The organism is Kitasatospora sp. NPDC127067, from assembly GCF_042724755.1.
GTDB lineage: Bacteria > Actinomycetota > Actinomycetes > Streptomycetales > Streptomycetaceae > Kitasatospora > Kitasatospora lactacystinica.
The window spans coordinates 89,155-103,485 of sequence record NZ_JBHXEM010000011.1 but is presented as its reverse complement, the minus strand read 5'-3'; the positions used below and the strand labels follow the sequence as shown (position 1 = coordinate 103,485).

Annotated in this window: 13 protein-coding genes; 8 read left to right on the top strand and 5 right to left on the bottom strand. The window is 73.3% G+C overall.

The features are described from left to right. The first annotated feature begins 140 nt into the window (after nt 1-140). The 7 genes from ACFWJ4_RS07280 (at nt 141) to rny (ending at nt 7,825) form a co-directional block, all read left to right on the top strand. Nucleotides 141-1,739, top strand: a complete 1,599-nt coding sequence (locus ACFWJ4_RS07280; protein ID WP_380540205.1) for a S8 family serine peptidase — start codon at nt 141-143, stop codon at nt 1,737-1,739. 112 nt (nt 1,740-1,851) lie between these two features. Continuing rightward, nucleotides 1,852-2,442, top strand: a complete 591-nt coding sequence (locus ACFWJ4_RS07275; protein ID WP_380540202.1) for a GNAT family N-acetyltransferase — start codon at nt 1,852-1,854, stop codon at nt 2,440-2,442. Continuing rightward, nucleotides 2,439-2,633: a DUF3046 domain-containing protein gene (locus ACFWJ4_RS07270; RefSeq protein ID WP_359907122.1), complete on the top strand. Its 195-nt coding sequence runs from the start codon at nt 2,439-2,441 to the stop codon at nt 2,631-2,633. The genes ACFWJ4_RS07275 and ACFWJ4_RS07270 overlap by 4 nt, the downstream gene beginning before the upstream one ends. A 37-nt stretch (nt 2,634-2,670) precedes the next feature. Then, nucleotides 2,671-3,897, top strand: coding sequence for an AI-2E family transporter (locus ACFWJ4_RS07265; protein WP_380540200.1), 1,227 nt, complete (start codon nt 2,671-2,673; stop codon nt 3,895-3,897). A gap of 184 nt (nt 3,898-4,081) precedes the next feature. Then, a complete protein-coding gene (gene recA, locus ACFWJ4_RS07260; RefSeq protein WP_380540197.1) occupies nt 4,082-5,209 on the top strand; it encodes a recombinase RecA in 1,128 nt (375 codons plus the stop codon). A gap of 4 nt (nt 5,210-5,213) precedes the next feature. Then, a complete protein-coding gene (recX, locus tag ACFWJ4_RS07255; protein WP_380540194.1) occupies nt 5,214-6,221 on the top strand; it encodes a recombination regulator RecX in 1,008 nt (335 codons plus the stop codon). A gap of 134 nt (nt 6,222-6,355) precedes the next feature. Continuing rightward, nucleotides 6,356-7,825 (top strand): ribonuclease Y, encoded by a 1,470-nt coding sequence (gene rny, locus ACFWJ4_RS07250; protein ID WP_359907114.1) that lies wholly within the window; start codon nt 6,356-6,358, stop codon nt 7,823-7,825. Nucleotides 7,826-7,907: 82 nt separating this feature from the next. On the opposite strand, the gene ACFWJ4_RS07245 is transcribed toward rny, so the two are convergent. The 5 genes from ACFWJ4_RS07245 to ACFWJ4_RS07225 form a co-directional block, all read right to left on the bottom strand. Then, nucleotides 7,908-9,635, bottom strand: coding sequence for an FAD-dependent monooxygenase (locus ACFWJ4_RS07245; RefSeq protein WP_380540191.1), 1,728 nt, complete (start codon nt 9,633-9,635; stop codon nt 7,908-7,910). A 122-nt stretch (nt 9,636-9,757) separates the two neighbouring features. Beyond that, nucleotides 9,758-10,606 carry an amino acid ABC transporter permease gene (locus ACFWJ4_RS07240; RefSeq protein WP_380540188.1) on the bottom strand — a complete coding sequence of 283 codons (849 nt, stop codon included), beginning with the start codon at nt 10,604-10,606 and terminating at the stop codon, nt 9,758-9,760. Nucleotides 10,607-10,679: 73 nt separating this feature from the next. Next, complete coding sequence (locus tag ACFWJ4_RS07235) at nt 10,680-11,330, bottom strand: amino acid ABC transporter permease (protein ID WP_359907105.1); 651 nt, start codon at nt 11,328-11,330, stop codon at nt 10,680-10,682. 52 nt (nt 11,331-11,382) lie between these two features. After that, nucleotides 11,383-12,288, bottom strand: coding sequence for a glutamate ABC transporter substrate-binding protein (locus tag ACFWJ4_RS07230; protein ID WP_359907103.1), 906 nt, complete (start codon nt 12,286-12,288; stop codon nt 11,383-11,385). Between the two features lie 115 nt (nt 12,289-12,403). Further along, nucleotides 12,404-13,177, bottom strand: a complete 774-nt coding sequence (locus ACFWJ4_RS07225) for an amino acid ABC transporter ATP-binding protein (protein ID WP_359907100.1) — start codon at nt 13,175-13,177, stop codon at nt 12,404-12,406. Nucleotides 13,178-13,568: 391 nt separating this feature from the next. Between ACFWJ4_RS07225 and ACFWJ4_RS07220 the strand changes: the two genes are divergently transcribed. Further along, nucleotides 13,569-14,327: a response regulator transcription factor gene (locus ACFWJ4_RS07220; protein ID WP_380540185.1), complete on the top strand. Its 759-nt coding sequence runs from the start codon at nt 13,569-13,571 to the stop codon at nt 14,325-14,327. Nucleotides 14,328-14,331: the final 4 nt, after the last annotated feature.

The following is a 14,331-nucleotide window of genomic DNA, read 5'->3' as shown; positions in this document are numbered from 1 at the left end:
GGGGGCGGGCGGGAGGTGCGGGGGAGGGGTGCGGGGAGGGGTGCAAGCCGGGGAGCAGAAACAACAATCCGCTCATATGGTGAGGAATCGGATGCTTGATCCAGCCGTGATCCACCGGACCGACGAGCGGAGACCGTGCGATGGCGCAGGTGCACCCGTCGGGCAGGACCGTCCGGCGCCGCCGGGTCGGCGGGCCCGCCCGGGCGCTGCTCGCGATGCTGCTCACGGCGCTCGTGGTGGGTGGCGCCGTCCCGTACGTGTCCGGATCGGGGCGGGCGTACCTCAGCTACCTGGTGCTGGCCGAGGGCGAGGACGCCGCCGGCGCGGCCCGGGCCGGTGCGGAGAGCCGGGCCGCGGGCGGGCAGGTGGTCCAGGAGTACCCGCAGATCGGGGCCGCGCTGGTGTACGCGACCGGCCCGTTCGCCGACCGGGTGCGGGCCCGGCCCGGGATCGCCGCCGTCGGGGCGACCAGGACCGCGCCGGTGGTCGCGCCGCCGCGGGCGGTGGCGGGGGCGGGCGACTTCTCGGCGGGCACTGGCGCGGGGCCGGCGGCCGGGACGGGGCGGAGCGGGGACGTCCTTCCGCGCGGTGGTGACCGGGCGGACTCCGGGACCGCGACGGTGCCCGATCCGGGGGAGGCGGGCGCCTGGAACCTCGCCATGGTCGGGGGCGCCGGCGTCCGGGCGGGCGATGCCTCGGCGGTGTCCGGTGGCGCGCCGCCGGCCGCAGGCGCGGTGCGGGGCGGGGGTTCGGCGCCGGCCGGGGGTGCGGTGCCGGGCGCCGACGTGCTGCACAAGGTGCTGGTCGCCGTGCTGGACTCCGGCGTCGACGACACCCACCCGGACCTGCGTGCCGCCGTCGACCCCAAGGCCTCCGCCTCCTGCGCGGACGGCCGGCCCGACGCCCGGACCGGCGCCTGGCGGCCGGACCCCGGGGTGGTCGAGAGCGGCCACGGCACGCACGTCGCCGGGATCGTGGGCGCCACCCGGGACGGCCACGGCGTGACCGGGGTCGCGCCGGGCGTACGGATCGCCGCCGTCCGGCTGCTCGGGCCGCTCGGGCAGTACTACGCCGAGAACGTCGTCTGCGGCATGCTCTGGGCCGCCGACCACGGGGCCAGGGCGATCAACAACAGCTACTTCGCCGACCCGTGGAAGTACAACTGCCCCGAGGACCGGGACCAGGCCGCACTGACCGCGGCCGTCGGGCGGGCCGTCGGGTACGCCCGGCGGAAGGGGGCGGTGGTGGTCGCCTCGGCGGGCAACGACGGGCAGGACCTCGGCGCCGGGCGGACCGACGACCGGAGCCCCAACGACCGGGTCTCGGGGCCGGCGCCCGTCCGCCACCTGGGCACCGAGTGCGTGCGGCTGCCCGGCGAGCTGCCCGGGGTGGTCACCGTCACCTCGGTCAACCGGGACGGGCACCCGGCGGGCTACTCCAACTACGGGCGCGGACGGGTCTCGCTGGCCGCGCCGGGGGGCGACCCGGACGGCGGGCCGCAGGGCGCGATCGTCTCCGACTGGCCGGACGGGCGGTACGCCGCGCTGGCGGGGACCTCGATGGCGGCCGCGCACGTGACCGGGGCGGTGGCGGTGGTGGCGGCCCTGCGTCCCGAACTGGGGGCGGACGGGCTGGCGGGGGTGCTGGCGGGGGCGGCGGCGCCGGGGTGTCCTGCGGGGGTGTTCGGCTGCGGGGAGCGGCAGTACTTCGGTGCGGGGCTGCTGGCGCTGCCCCGGTGACGGGGGCGCGGTTTCCGTTGCGGGCGCGCGGGCTGCGCCCCGCGCGCCCGCCGGGTGGTGGGGCGGGGAAAAGCAGGTGACGGGGCGGCGGGACGGGGGTGAGGATCGGAGCATGGGTGAATCGGACGCGGCGGTGTTCCTGACGACCGAGCGGCTGGTGCTGCGGCGCTTCACGGCGGCGGACGCGGACCGGCTCGTGGAGCTGGACGGGGACCCCGCGGTGATGCGCTTCCTCACCGGGGGGAGGCCGAGCCCGCGGGAGTGGGTCGAGGGGGAGTTGTTGCCGCAGTACCTGGAGCACTACCGGCGGTACGGCGACCTCGGCTGGTGGGCGGCCGAGGAGCGGGCAGGCGGGGCGTTCCTGGGGTGGTTCGAGTTCCGGCCGACGCGGGAGGGTGAGCGCGGGGAGGTCGAGCTCGGGTACCGCTTGCGGCGGGCCGCGTGGGGGCGCGGGTACGCGACGGAGGGAGCGCGGGCGCTGGTCCGGCGCGGGTTCGCGGAGCTGGGGGTGGAGCGGGTGGTGGCGTACACCATGACGGTGAACGCGGGCTCGCGGCGGGTGATGGAGAAGAGCGGGCTGTCGTACGTCCGTACGTTCCGCGAGGACTACCCGGAGACGATCCCGGGCAGTGAGCACGGTGAGGTCGAGTACGCGCTGACGGCCGGGGACTGGCGGGCGCGGTCCGGGATACTCGAGGCATGAGGCTGACGGATTTCTGGCGACGGATGTACGCGCACTTCGGGGAGTCGTACGCGGAGTCGTTCGCGACCGACCACGTGATGAGCGAGCTGGGCGGGCGGACGGTGCGCCAGGCGCTGGAGTCGGGCTGGGAGGCCAAGGACGTCTGGCGCGTGGTCTGCGACACCCAGGGCGTCTCCGGCGTGCTGCGCTGAGTGCCGGCCTCCGGCCGGCATGGGACAGACTGTTCGGGTGACAAATAGCGCAGAGCAGAAGAATTCGGACCGGAGCGCCGAGGGCGCTCCGGTGGGCGGGGGGCTCTGGGGCGGCGGGATGCCGCGCTGGCTGCCGCGGGCGATGGTGCTGTTCCTGGTGCTGGTGGGGGTGTTCCAGCTCGCCGACTGGGCGTTCCGGCAGCTGATCGACCTGTTCGTGATGCTGCTGGTGTCGTTCTTTCTGTCGCTGGCGCTGGAGCCGGCCGTGGACCGGATGGCGGCGCGGGGAGTGCGCCGGGGGGTGGGGACCTTCCTGGTGTTCGTGGCGGTCGGGGCCGCGGTGGTGGGCTTCCTCGCCGCGCTCGGCACGCTGCTGGTCGACCAGGTGGCGAAGATCGCGGGGGACCTTCCGCACCTGGTCGACAATCTGATCGGCTGGATCAACCGGACCTTCCACCAGGACCTCTCGCTGGGCGAGTTGCAGAATCGGTTGCTCAAGGACTCCGGCACCATCGAGAACTACGTCCAGCAGGCCGCCGACAATGTCTGGGGCGTCTCGTCCACCGTGATCGGCGGGCTCTTCCAGGCCTTCACGGTGGGGCTGTTCACCTTCTACTTCACCGCCGAGGGCCCGCGGGTGCGCCGGACGGTCTGTTCGATGCTGCCGCCCGCCAAGCAGGGCGAGGTGCTGCGGGCCTGGGAGATCGCGCTCGCCAAGACCGGCGGCTACCTGTATTCCCGGGCGCTGCTCGCGGTGGTGTCGGCCGCCGGGCACTGGGTGATGTTCGAGCTGCTGGACCTGCCGTACGCGGCGGCGCTGGCGGTCTGGGTCGGCGTCATGTCGCAGTTCGTGCCGACCCTCGGGACGTACCTGGCCGGGACGCTGCCGGTGCTGGTGGCGCTGACGGTGGAGCCGGTGGACGCGCTCTGGGTGCTGGTCTTCGTGGTGGTCTACCAGCAGGTCGAGAACTACCTGCTGCAGCCGCGGATCACCGCGCGGACGGTGGACGTGCACCCGGCGGTGGCCTTCGGCTCGGTGATCGCGGGTGCGGCGCTGCTCGGCGCGGTCGGCGCGGTGATCGCGATCCCGGCGGCGGCCACGCTCCAGGGCTTCGTGGGGACGTACGTGCGGCGGTACGAGGTGGCCACCGATCCGCGGATCGACCGGGGCGAGCAGCGGCGGGCGCGGCGGGAACTGCGCCGGGAGGCGGCCCGGCGGCTGCGCCGGATGGTCGGCGGGGACGGGACGAGGCGCGGGGAGTGACCCGGGGCGCCGCCCCCGGGGGCGGCACGGCCCGGACGTGCGACGCTTGAATCGAACAGATGTTCTTTGTACTCTCCGGCGAGGAGTTTTCCACAGGCCGAGCCCGATCGAGCCCGTTTGTCAGTGGGACGCGCTAGCGTCGAGGACGATGAAGCGCACAGCACAGAACCCGAGGGAAAAAGCCATGGCAGGTACGGACCGCGAGAAGGCCCTGGAGACCGCTCTCGCCCAGATCGAGCGGCAGTTCGGCAAGGGCTCGGTGATGCGCCTCGGCGAGAAGGCCAACGAGCCGGTCGAGGTGATCTCCACCGGGTCCACCGCCCTGGACGTCGCCCTCGGGGTCGGCGGCATCCCGCGCGGCCGGGTGGTCGAGATCTACGGCCCCGAGTCCTCCGGCAAGACCACCCTGACCCTGCACCTGGCCGCCAACGCCCAGAAGGCCGGCGGCACGGTCGCGTTCGTCGACGCGGAGCACGCGCTCGACCCCGAGTACGCCAAGAAGCTCGGCGTGGACACCGACGCCCTGCTGGTCAGCCAGCCGGACACCGGTGAGCAGGCGCTGGAGATCACCGACATGCTGATCCGCTCCGGCGCGATCGACCTGGTGATCATCGACTCGGTCGCGGCGCTCGTGCCGCGCGCCGAGATCGAGGGCGAGATGGGCGACTCGCACGTCGGTCTGCAGGCCCGACTGATGAGCCAGGCGCTGCGCAAGATCGCCGGTGCGCTGAACCAGTCGAACACCACCGCGATCTTCATCAACCAGCTGCGCGAGAAGATCGGCGTGATGTTCGGTTCGCCGGAGACCACGACGGGTGGCCGGGCGCTGAAGTTCTACGCCTCGGTCCGCCTCGACATCCGCCGGATCGAGACCCTGAAGGACGGCACCGAGGCGGTCGGCAACCGCACCCGCGTCAAGGTGGTCAAGAACAAGGTCGCCGCGCCGTTCAAGCAGGCCGAGTTCGACATCCTCTACGGCGTGGGCATCAGCCGCGAGGGCGGCCTGATCGACATGGGCGTGGAGCACGGCTTCATCCGCAAGTCGGGCGCCTGGTACACCTACGAGGGCGACCAGCTCGGCCAGGGCAAGGAGAACGCCCGCAACTTCCTGCGGGACAACCCGCAGCTCGCCGACGAGATCGAGCGGAAGATCAAGGGCAAGCTCGGCATCGGCCCGAAGGTGGAGGAGCCGGCCGAGGGCGGGGCCGACGCCGCCGCTGCTGCTCCCGCCGCCGACGGCGCCGCCAAGCCGATCACCGCGACCGCCACCAAGACGGCCGCGGCGAAGAAGACGGCGGCGGCCAAGGCCTGATCCGTTGACGCAGTACGACACGGTGGGCGGCGGCCCGGCGGGCCCGGAGGACGACGACTACGGCCCGCCGGACTGGTTCGCCGCGGTCGCGGAGGAACCGGAGCCGGCGACCGAGAGGCCCGGGCGGCGGCCCTCCCGGCGCGACCGCCGCTCCACCACGCGGTGGGCATCCGGCCCCGAGCCGGAGTTCGACCTGGCTCCGGACCGGGCGGTGCCCGGCGCGGCGCCCGGGCCGGAGCCGGCGGAAGCATCGGTCGAGGCGCTCGGCCTGGTCTCCGCCTCCGAGCTGCCCACCGGCCGCCGACGGCGGCGCTCGGCCCTGGAGGCCGAGGAACTCGAAGCGGCGGGGCCCGCTTCGGCACCGGCGGCCGCGGAGAGCGGCCGGGGCGGAGGCGAGGCGGCCGGTCACGGGGGTGCGGCCGCCTCGGCCTCCCGTCGCGGCGCCCGTCGGGGCCGTTCCGCGGCCGGGCCGTCCGGGGAGGAGGGCACCGGCCGCGCCTCCCGGAAGCAGGCCGAGGAGTCGGTCGATCCGGAGACCCGCGCGCGGGACATCTGCCTGCGGCTGCTGACCGGCGCCGCCAAGACCCGCAAGCAGCTCGCCGACGCCCTGCGCAAGCGGGAGATCCCGGACGAGGTCGCCGACGAGGTGCTCACCCGGCTCGAAGAGGTCGGGCTGATCGACGACGCGGCCTTCGCCGCGGCCTGGGTGGAGTCCCGGCACGCCGTCCGGGGCCTGTCCCGGCGGGCGCTGACCCAGGAGCTGCGCACCAAGGGCGTCGCCGCCGACCTGGTCGAGCAGGCCGTCGCCCAGGTCGACCACGACGACGAGACGGACGCGGCCCGGGCGTTGGTGGAGCGCAGGCTGCGCTCCACCCGAGGGCTGGACGCACAGGTGCGCACCCGGCGGCTGGTCGGGATGCTGGCCCGGCGCGGCTACTCCGAGGGACTGGCGTTCCGGGTGGTGCGCAGTGCGCTGGAGGAGGAGCAGAGTGAACTGTCGGGTCGGGAGTAGTGGCAGTTCTGTAGGCGTCCTGGAGTGAACCAGGTCAACCCTTGACCCTTTCATGACCCCCACCTAGCCTCGCCATCAGTTCCCGGGGCGCCTCCGTACGGCGGCCCGCGCGGCGACGGGGGAGTGGGCGGCACATGGGGATCTCGGCGGGCACCGGCCCGGGCGGCTCGCTGGTGGCGGTCGCCGGATCGGCCGCGTTCCTGCTGCTGGTGTTCGCGGTGGCCGCCGGGCTGGTGATCAGGCGGCTCCGGGCGGCCCGGCACAGCGCGCTGGCCGAGGCCGAGCGGGCCCGTCGGCGGGCCGAGGAGCAGAGCGCCGGGCAGCGGGCCGAACTCGCCCGGCGCGAGCAGGACATGGCCGAGGAGCTGCGCAGGCTGCGCCGCCGCGAGGACGAACTGGCGGAGCGCTCGACCGAGTTGGAGCGGTCCCGGAGCGAGTCCGAGGCGCTGGTCGCCCGCCGGGTGGCGGCGCTGGAGCGGGCCGCCGGGCTCTCCGCCGAGCAGGCCCGCGCCGAACTCCTGCGGGAGGCCGAGGAGTCGGTCCGGCGGGAGGCCGCAGTTACCGTCCGGGAGATCGAGCGCGAGGCCAAGGAGGAGGGTGAGCGCCGGGCCCGGGACATCGTCGCCGGGGCGATCCAGCGGCTGGCGACGGAGCAGACGATGGAGAGCGCCGTCACCGTCCTGCCGCTGCCGAACGAGGACATCAAGGGCCGGATCATCGGTCGGGAGGGCCGCAACATCCGGGCCTTCGAGGCGGTCACCGGCGTGAACCTGATCGTCGACGACACCCCCGAGTCGGTGCAGCTGTCCTGCTTCGACCCGGTCCGCCGGGAGACCGCCCGGCTCACCCTGGAGCAGCTGGTCGAGGACGGCCGGATCCACCCGACCCGGATCGAGCACCTGCACGAGCGCAGCCGCGAGGAGGTCGGGCAGCGCTGCGTCCGGGCCGGCGAGGACGCCCTGCTGGACGCCCGGGTCGGTGCGATGCACCCCGAACTCGTCCGCACCCTGGGCTCGTTGCGCTACCGGGCGTCGTACGGGCAGAACGTGCTCGGGCACCTGCTGGAGTCCGCGCACCTGGCCGGGATGATGGCCGCGGAGCTCGGGGTGGACCCGGAGCCGGTGCGGCGCGCGGCGCTGCTGCACGACATCGGCAAGGCGCTCACCCATGAGTCGGAGGGCAGCCACGCGGCGGTGGGCGCGGAGCTCGCCCGGCGGTACGGCGAGTCCCCCGAGGTGGTGCACGCGATCGCCGCCCACCACAACGAGGTCGATCCCCGGACGGTGACGGCCGTGCTGACCCAGGCCGCGGACGGCTGCTCGGGCGGTCGGCCGGGCGCCCGCAAGGAGTCGCTGGAGCTGTACGTGCGGCGGCTGGCGCGGCTGGAGGAGATCGCGCGCTCGCACCAGGGCGTGGCCGAGGTGTACGCGATGCAGGCCGGCCGCGAGGTCCGGGTGATGGTCCGCCCGGACGCGGTGGACGACCTGGGCGCGGAGCTGATCGCCCGTGAGGTCGCCCGCCAGTTCTCCACCGAGCTGACCTACCCGGGCCGGATCCGGGTGACGGTGGTCCGCGAGAGCCGGGCCACGGCGGTGGCCGGCTAGGACGCCCCGCCAGGAGACCTGCCAGACCTGCCAGACCTGCAAGGACCTGCCGGGCCGTCCCGCCAGGACCCGCCAGGACCTGTCAGGACACGCCCTGGCTCGGGGAGTCCACCTCGCGGGGCTCGGACTGCTCGGCCGGGTCGGGGGCCGGGGTGAGCGTGGCCGGGCCGCCGCGGGCGCGGTCGGCGAGGGCGAGGAGGTCCTCGGCGACGGCGCCCTGGGTGACGCCGACGAGGTGGCCGTCCGGGCGGATCAGCAGGACGGAGTGCGGGCCGGCGCCCGGGTAGTCCTCGGTGACCAGCACCTCGGCGGGGACGGGCAGCGCGGCGGCGACCTCGGCGAGGCGGGGCATCAGGCCGGCGCCGAGCCAGTGCTCGGACGACCAGACGGCGGTGCCGGGGGCGACCAGCAGCAGCAGGAAGGTGGTGCCGAGCCGGGCGTGCAGGTGGTCGGGAGTGCCGTCGTCGGCGAGCACCGGCAGGTCCGGGACGAGCACCCCGGGGGCGGTGGCGGGCAGCAGCTCGCTGAGCGAGGTGGTGCCGCGCGCGCCGCGCTGCACCGGGACCCGGCCGGGAACGCCGGAGGGCGCCGCCGGGTAGGCGGGAGCGCCGCCGAACCGGCCGGTGCCGAGCTGGCCGTCGGCGAGCAGCGGGGCGTGCTTGCGGAAGCCGCCGACCAGCAGCGAGCGCCGGGTCTGCTGCCAGCCGCGCAGCGGGCGCAGCAGCGGCATGGACTGGTCGACCGCGCGCAGCCGGGCGCCGACCGCACCGCGCCGCTCGGCCTCGTAGCCGTCCAGCAGCGATCCGCCGGGCTGCGGGCCGCCGGAGTGGAGGTGCCAGGCGAGGGCCAGCCGCCAGGCGAGGTTGTCGGCGTCGCGCAGCCCGTCCGGGAGGTTCTGCATGCCGAGCGCGCCGTGCAGGTGGGCGGCGTCGCCGGCCAGGAAGCAGCGGCCGATCCGGAAGCGGGCGGCGAGCCGCTGCTGGGCGGTGTGGTCGGCGGCGGCCAGCAGTTCGAAGCGGGGCAGCTCGCCGCACCAGCCGGTGAGGGTGGAGGTGACCCGGGTGAGCAGGGTGTCGCCGGTGACGATGCCGGGCCAGGTGGCGTGCGGGTCGACCGTCTCGGTGGCGGCGGGCCGGCCGGGGGGCAGTCGCCAGTCGAGCCGCCAGACGCCGTCCGGCAGCGGACGGGCGGAGGCCTCGCGGTCGCCCCGCCACGGGGGCTCGCGGTGCAAGCGGGCGCCGTCGAAGGGCAGGTCGACCCGGACGGTGGCGATGGCGTTGCGGTCGACCGCCGGGCGGCCGGGGAAACGGATCTTCAGGAGCTTGCGGACGGTGGATCTGGCGCCGTCGCAGCCGACCAGGTGGCTGCCGCGCCACCAGGTGGTGGAGCCGTCCTGGGTGCCCGTGGTGCGGATGCTGACGCCGTCCCGGTCCTGTTCGAGTTCGACGACCCGGTTGAGCGGGACCAGCTTGATCAGCGGGGTGCCGGTGAGGGCGTCGCGCAGCCCGCGCTGGAGGCGGTGCTGGGGCAGGTGGTAGGTGGGCGAATCGGTGAGGTCGATCCGCAGCACCTCCTGGCGGCGGCGCCAGACGGCGAAGGAGTCCCACAGCGCGGAGTCCGAGGCGGCCCGCGGGTAGCCGATCCGGGTCAGGAAGGCGGCGGTGTCGGCGCCGAGCACGAGGCTGCGCGGGCCCTCGGGACAGAGTCCGGAGCCCTCGTCCAGGACGACGGTGGGTACCTCGTGCCGGGCCAGGGCGAGGGCCAGGGCCAGACCGACCGGTCCGGCCCCGACCACGATCACCGGGTCCATGAGGAAACCTCCGGGCGCGAACCGGCCGATCGGCCGGCGTCAGTTACCGCTGCCGCATATGCCGCGTGGATGCTCCCGGGAGGTGTCACGAAGAGCAATGCAACAGTTCACCTGCGTGTCCGTCAAGCAGAAGCTGAAGTGCGCCGGTTCGCGCCGCGACGGCCACGTGCTTCGATCCAGCGTGCGAGCGCGGTCAACAGAAGGCACATCACGATGTAGATCGGGCCGATCACGAGCACCACGGGGATGTAGGGGAAGCCCGCGGCGTTGATCGGCTGGCTGGCGATCTTCTTGCCCATGAACAACAGTTCGCTGTAGGTGATGACGAAGCCGAGCGAGGTGTCCTTGAGGGTGACGACCAGCTGGCCGATCATCGAGGGCAGCATCGAGCGGACGGCCTGCGGCACCAGGATCGACATCATCACCTGGGTCTTGCGCATGCCGAGCCCGTACGCCGCCTCGCCCTGGCCGCGCGGGACGGCGTTGACGCCGCTGCGGATGATCTCGGCCTGGACCGCCCCGTTGTAGAGGCTGAGGCCGAGCACCAGCGCCCACATCGGCTGCTGGGCGAAGAAGGCGTAGTAGAGCCCGACGATCAGGATCAGCAGCGGCATCGCCCGGAAGAACTGGGTGAAGGCCGTGCAGAACCAGCGGACCGGCCGGTGGTCGGAGAGCTGACCGGCCGCCAGCAGCGCGCCCAGAGTGAGCGAGAAGGCTGCCGCGAGCCCGAAGGCCTCCAGGGTGGACAGCAGGCCGTCCACGATCTGTTGCTGGACGAAGGTGTACTGGAAGGCGTCCCAGAGGCCGGCGTCGAACTGGCCGTTGTCGTTCAGCGCGCTGAAGACGTACCAGAGGAGACCGGCGATGCCGAGCACCGAGAGGACACCGAACATGCGGTACCGGGTACGGGCCTTCGGGCCGGGGGTGTCGTAGAGGACACTCGCCGACGCCTGACGGTTCAGAACGCTCATGCGCCCACCTCGCTGCGCTCGGCAGGGGCCTTCGCCCACGCGCACCACTTGATCGTTCGCTCGCTGCGCTCACTCATCGGGCCACCGCCAGTCGGGATTCCAGGAAGCGGAAGAACGTGGCGACCGTGGCGCTGATCAGCAGGTAGGCGCAGGCCACCCAGAAGAAGATGGCGAAGATCGAGTAGCCGCGCTCGGAGAAGGTCTGCTGGGCGCTGTACAGCTCGGGGACGCTGAACGCGCCGGCGATCGCCGAGTTCCTGGGCAGGGCGATGAACACGCTGCTCATCGGGCCCAGGACGGTCCGGGCGGCCTGCGGCAGGACGACCAGGGTGAGGGTCTGGCCGAAGGTCATGCCCAGGCTGCGGGCGGCCTCCGCCTGGCCCAGCGGCACGGTGTTGATGCCGGAGCGGATGACCTCGCAGACGAACGAGGCGGTGTACCCGCCGAGCGCCAGCACCGCGAACGCCAGGTGGCTGAAGTGCACGCCCAGCGGCGGCAGGCCGAAGGTGACGGCGAAGAACAGCAGGGTCAGCGGGGTGTTGCGGAAGAGCGTCACCCAGGCGGTGCCGAAGGCGCGCAGGACCGGCACCGGGGAGACCCGGAAGGCCGCCAGCAGGGTGCCCAGCAGCAGGGCGAGAAGAGCGCTGAGCGCGCTCACCTCGATCGTCTGTAGGAAGCCGTCGCGGAACAACGCGAAGTTGTCGTCCTCGAACAGGAACCCCATCCGGCGGCCCTCCTCTCAGTTCATGGTCGGGAGTCGACGTACGGCGGGCGGATCAGTAGCGCTCGAGGGCCGGGACGTCCGGCGCCGGGGAGCCGGAGGCGCCCAGGGTCGCGTCGTAGGCCTTCTTCCAGTCGCCGTTGTCCTCGTGGGCCTTGAGGGCGTCGCTGATCGCGTCGCGCAGCGCCTTGTCGTCCTTGTTGAGGCCGACGCCGTAGTTCTCCTTGGTGAACGGCTTGCCGACCACCTTGAGCTTGGGGCTGTACTTGGAGGCGTAGCCCTTGAGGATCGCGTCGTCGGTGGTGACCGCGTCGACCTCGCCGGACAGCAGCTTCTCGACGCAGGCCGAGTAGGTGTCGAACTGGGTGACCTTCGGGTTGTACTGCTGGATGTTCTTGATCGAGGTCGAGCCGGTGGCGGTGCAGACGTTCTTGCCGCCGGTGCTCTCCGGGCCGGTGATCGTGGTGTTGTCGGCCTTCACCAGCAGGTCCTGGCCGGCGATGTAGTACGGGCCGGCGAAGGAGACGCTCTTCTTGCGCTCGTCGTTGATGCTGTAGGTGCCGACGTAGAAGTCGATCTGGCCCTTGGCGATGGCCGGCTCGCGCTGCGAGGAGACCAGGGTCTGCCACTTGATCTGCTGCGGGGTGAAGCCGAGGTCGGCGGCGATCATCTTGGCGATCTCGATGTCGAAGCCGCTGCGGTCGCCGCTGGCGACGTCCTCCCAGCCGAGGTTCGGCTGGTCGGCCTTGGCGCCGATGATCAGCTGGCCGCGCTTCTTGGCCTCGGCGAGGACCGCGGAGTCCACCTTGACGTCGGTCTTGACCGTGTAGCTCGGCAGCTTCGGGGCGCCGGCGCCGCTGCTCGCGGCGGTGGCGCCGGGGGTGCCGTCCTTGCCGCAGGCGGCGGTGGCGGTGAGCGCGACGGCACAGAGCGCGACGGCGAGGGTGCGGGACGTCCTCATGAGGGTTCTCCTGGGGCTGGGCCGCGGTGTCAACCGGGCTCTGGCGTCTGGAAGGCGTGCACGGGCGGGGCCGGCCGGCACTGCGGCCGGGGGCGGTCCCGCCGGTCTCGAAGCGTCAGTGGTGGAGGATCTTCGAGAGGAAGTCCTTGGCGCGCTCGGAGCGCGGCGCGGTGAAGAACGCGTCCGGGGTGTTCTGCTCGACGATCTTCCCGTCGGCCATGAACAGGACCCGGTTGGCGGCGGAGCGGGCGAAGCCCATCTCGTGGGTGACCACGACCATCGTCATGCCGTCCGCGGCGAGCTGGCGCATGACCTCCAGCACCTCGTTGACCATCTCCGGGTCCAGCGCCGAGGTGGGCTCGTCGAAGAGCATCACCTTGGGCTTCATCGCCAGCGCGCGGGCGATCGCCACGCGCTGCTGCTGGCCGCCGGAGAGCTGGGCCGGGAACTTGTCCGCCTGCGCGCCGACGCCGACCCGCTCCAGCAGCTCCCGGGCGGTCTTCTCGGCCTGCGGGCGGGGCACCTTGCGCACCTTCACCTGGCCGATGACCACGTTCTCCAGCACGGTCTTGTGCGCGAACAGGTTGAAGCTCTGGAACACCATGCCGACCTCGGCGCGCAGCCGGGCCAGTTCCTTGCCCTCGTCGGGCAGCGGCCGGCCGTCGATCGTGATCGCGCCGGAGTCGATCGTCTCCAGCCGGTTGATCGTCCGGCAGAGCGTCGACTTGCCCGAGCCGGACGGGCCGATCAGCACGACCACCTCGCCCTGGGCGATCCGGAGGTCGATGTCCTGCAGGACGTGCAGCGCACCGTAGTGCTTGTTGACGTTGCTCAGCACGACCAGTGGGGCGGCTGCGGGGGTGGAGTCCTCGACCGGGCTCTCGGTCATCGCGCCTGCTCCCTCTGTCGTCGAATCACGCCTGTCCGAGAAGTCTCAACTCCCTTGACAGACAATGGTGGTACGGATCCGGGGGCCGAGGCCGGCGGAGCCGCGGCCCCCGGTGGGCCGACCTTAGGAGCCATGACCGCGCGCCGTCAGCCGATCTGAGCGGAACTTGAGGATCACGAAACGGCCACACGGCGCTCGCACGCTGTTCGCGCGGGCGCCGACGGGGCATGTCACAGCGGGAATCCGCTCCGGTGCTCCCCGTTCCCCCCGGGCCCGGTGCGCGGTCGAACCTGGCGCCGGGCCGTTCACTGGCCCATACTGCGCAGGACCGGGACCTGAACGATCGGCCCGGTGATCATCGGTGATCACGTGGGGGAAGGAGGAGGACAGGATGCGACTGCTGCTCGTCGAGGACGACGAACGCGTGGCCGCCGCGCTGGTCGCGGTGCTGGGCCGGCACGGCTTCCAGGTCCGGCACGCCCGCAGCGGGCACGAGGCGCTGGACGCCCTGGTGCCGGACGGCAACGAGCCGTACCGCGTGGTGCTGCTCGACCTCGGACTGCCCGACCGCGACGGCTTCGAGGTGTGCAGCCGGATCAGGGCCGGCAGCGGCGTGCCGGTGATCATGGTCACCGCCCGTGCCGACGTCCGCTCCCGGATCCACGGCCTCAACCTGGGCGCCGACGACTACGTCACCAAGCCGTACGACATGGGCGAGCTGCTCGCCCGCATCCACGCCGTGGCCCGCCGCGGCGCCGCCCCCGCCGCGGTGGCGGTGCCCGCGCCCGACACCGTGCCGCAGCAGCGCGGCCCGCTGGAGTCCCGCGGCATCCGGATCGACCGGGAGCGCCGCCGGGTCAGCGTGGACGGCCGCGACGTGCCGCTCACCCGCAAGGAGTTCGACCTGCTCGCGCTGCTCGCGCAGAGCCCCGGCGTCGTCTACCGGCGCGAGCAGATCTTCAGCGAGGTCTGGCGCAGCGGCTGGGAGGGCAACGGGCGCACCCTGGAGGTGCACATCGGCTCGCTGCGCAACAAGCTGGCGCTGCCCGGCCTGGTCGAGGCCGTGCGCGGGGTCGGCTACCGGCTGATCCCCGACTGCCCGACGCCCGCCGCGGCCGAACCGGCCCCGAGCGCCCCCGCGGAGCACTGACCGC

Excerpts from the sequence above, each read along its gene's own strand:
- ACFWJ4_RS07280 (WP_380540205.1), top strand. The coding sequence starts at position 141 with ATGGCGCAGGTGCACCCGTCGGGCAGGACCGTCCGGCGCCGCCGGGTC.
- ACFWJ4_RS07275 (WP_380540202.1), top strand. The coding sequence starts at position 1,852 with ATGGGTGAATCGGACGCGGCGGTGTTCCTGACGACCGAGCGGCTGGTG.
- ACFWJ4_RS07270 (WP_359907122.1), top strand. The coding sequence starts at position 2,439 with ATGAGGCTGACGGATTTCTGGCGACGGATGTACGCGCACTTCGGGGAG.
- recA (WP_380540197.1), top strand. The coding sequence starts at position 4,082 with ATGGCAGGTACGGACCGCGAGAAGGCCCTGGAGACCGCTCTCGCCCAG.
- rny (WP_359907114.1), top strand. The coding sequence starts at position 6,356 with ATGGGGATCTCGGCGGGCACCGGCCCGGGCGGCTCGCTGGTGGCGGTC.
- ACFWJ4_RS07245 (WP_380540191.1), bottom strand. The coding sequence starts at position 9,635 with ATGGACCCGGTGATCGTGGTCGGGGCCGGACCGGTCGGTCTGGCCCTG.
- ACFWJ4_RS07240 (WP_380540188.1), bottom strand. The coding sequence starts at position 10,606 with ATGAGCGTTCTGAACCGTCAGGCGTCGGCGAGTGTCCTCTACGACACC.
- ACFWJ4_RS07235 (WP_359907105.1), bottom strand. The coding sequence starts at position 11,330 with ATGGGGTTCCTGTTCGAGGACGACAACTTCGCGTTGTTCCGCGACGGC.
- ACFWJ4_RS07230 (WP_359907103.1), bottom strand. The coding sequence starts at position 12,288 with ATGAGGACGTCCCGCACCCTCGCCGTCGCGCTCTGTGCCGTCGCGCTC.
- ACFWJ4_RS07225 (WP_359907100.1), bottom strand. The coding sequence starts at position 13,177 with ATGACCGAGAGCCCGGTCGAGGACTCCACCCCCGCAGCCGCCCCACTG.
- ACFWJ4_RS07220 (WP_380540185.1), top strand. The coding sequence starts at position 13,569 with ATGCGACTGCTGCTCGTCGAGGACGACGAACGCGTGGCCGCCGCGCTG.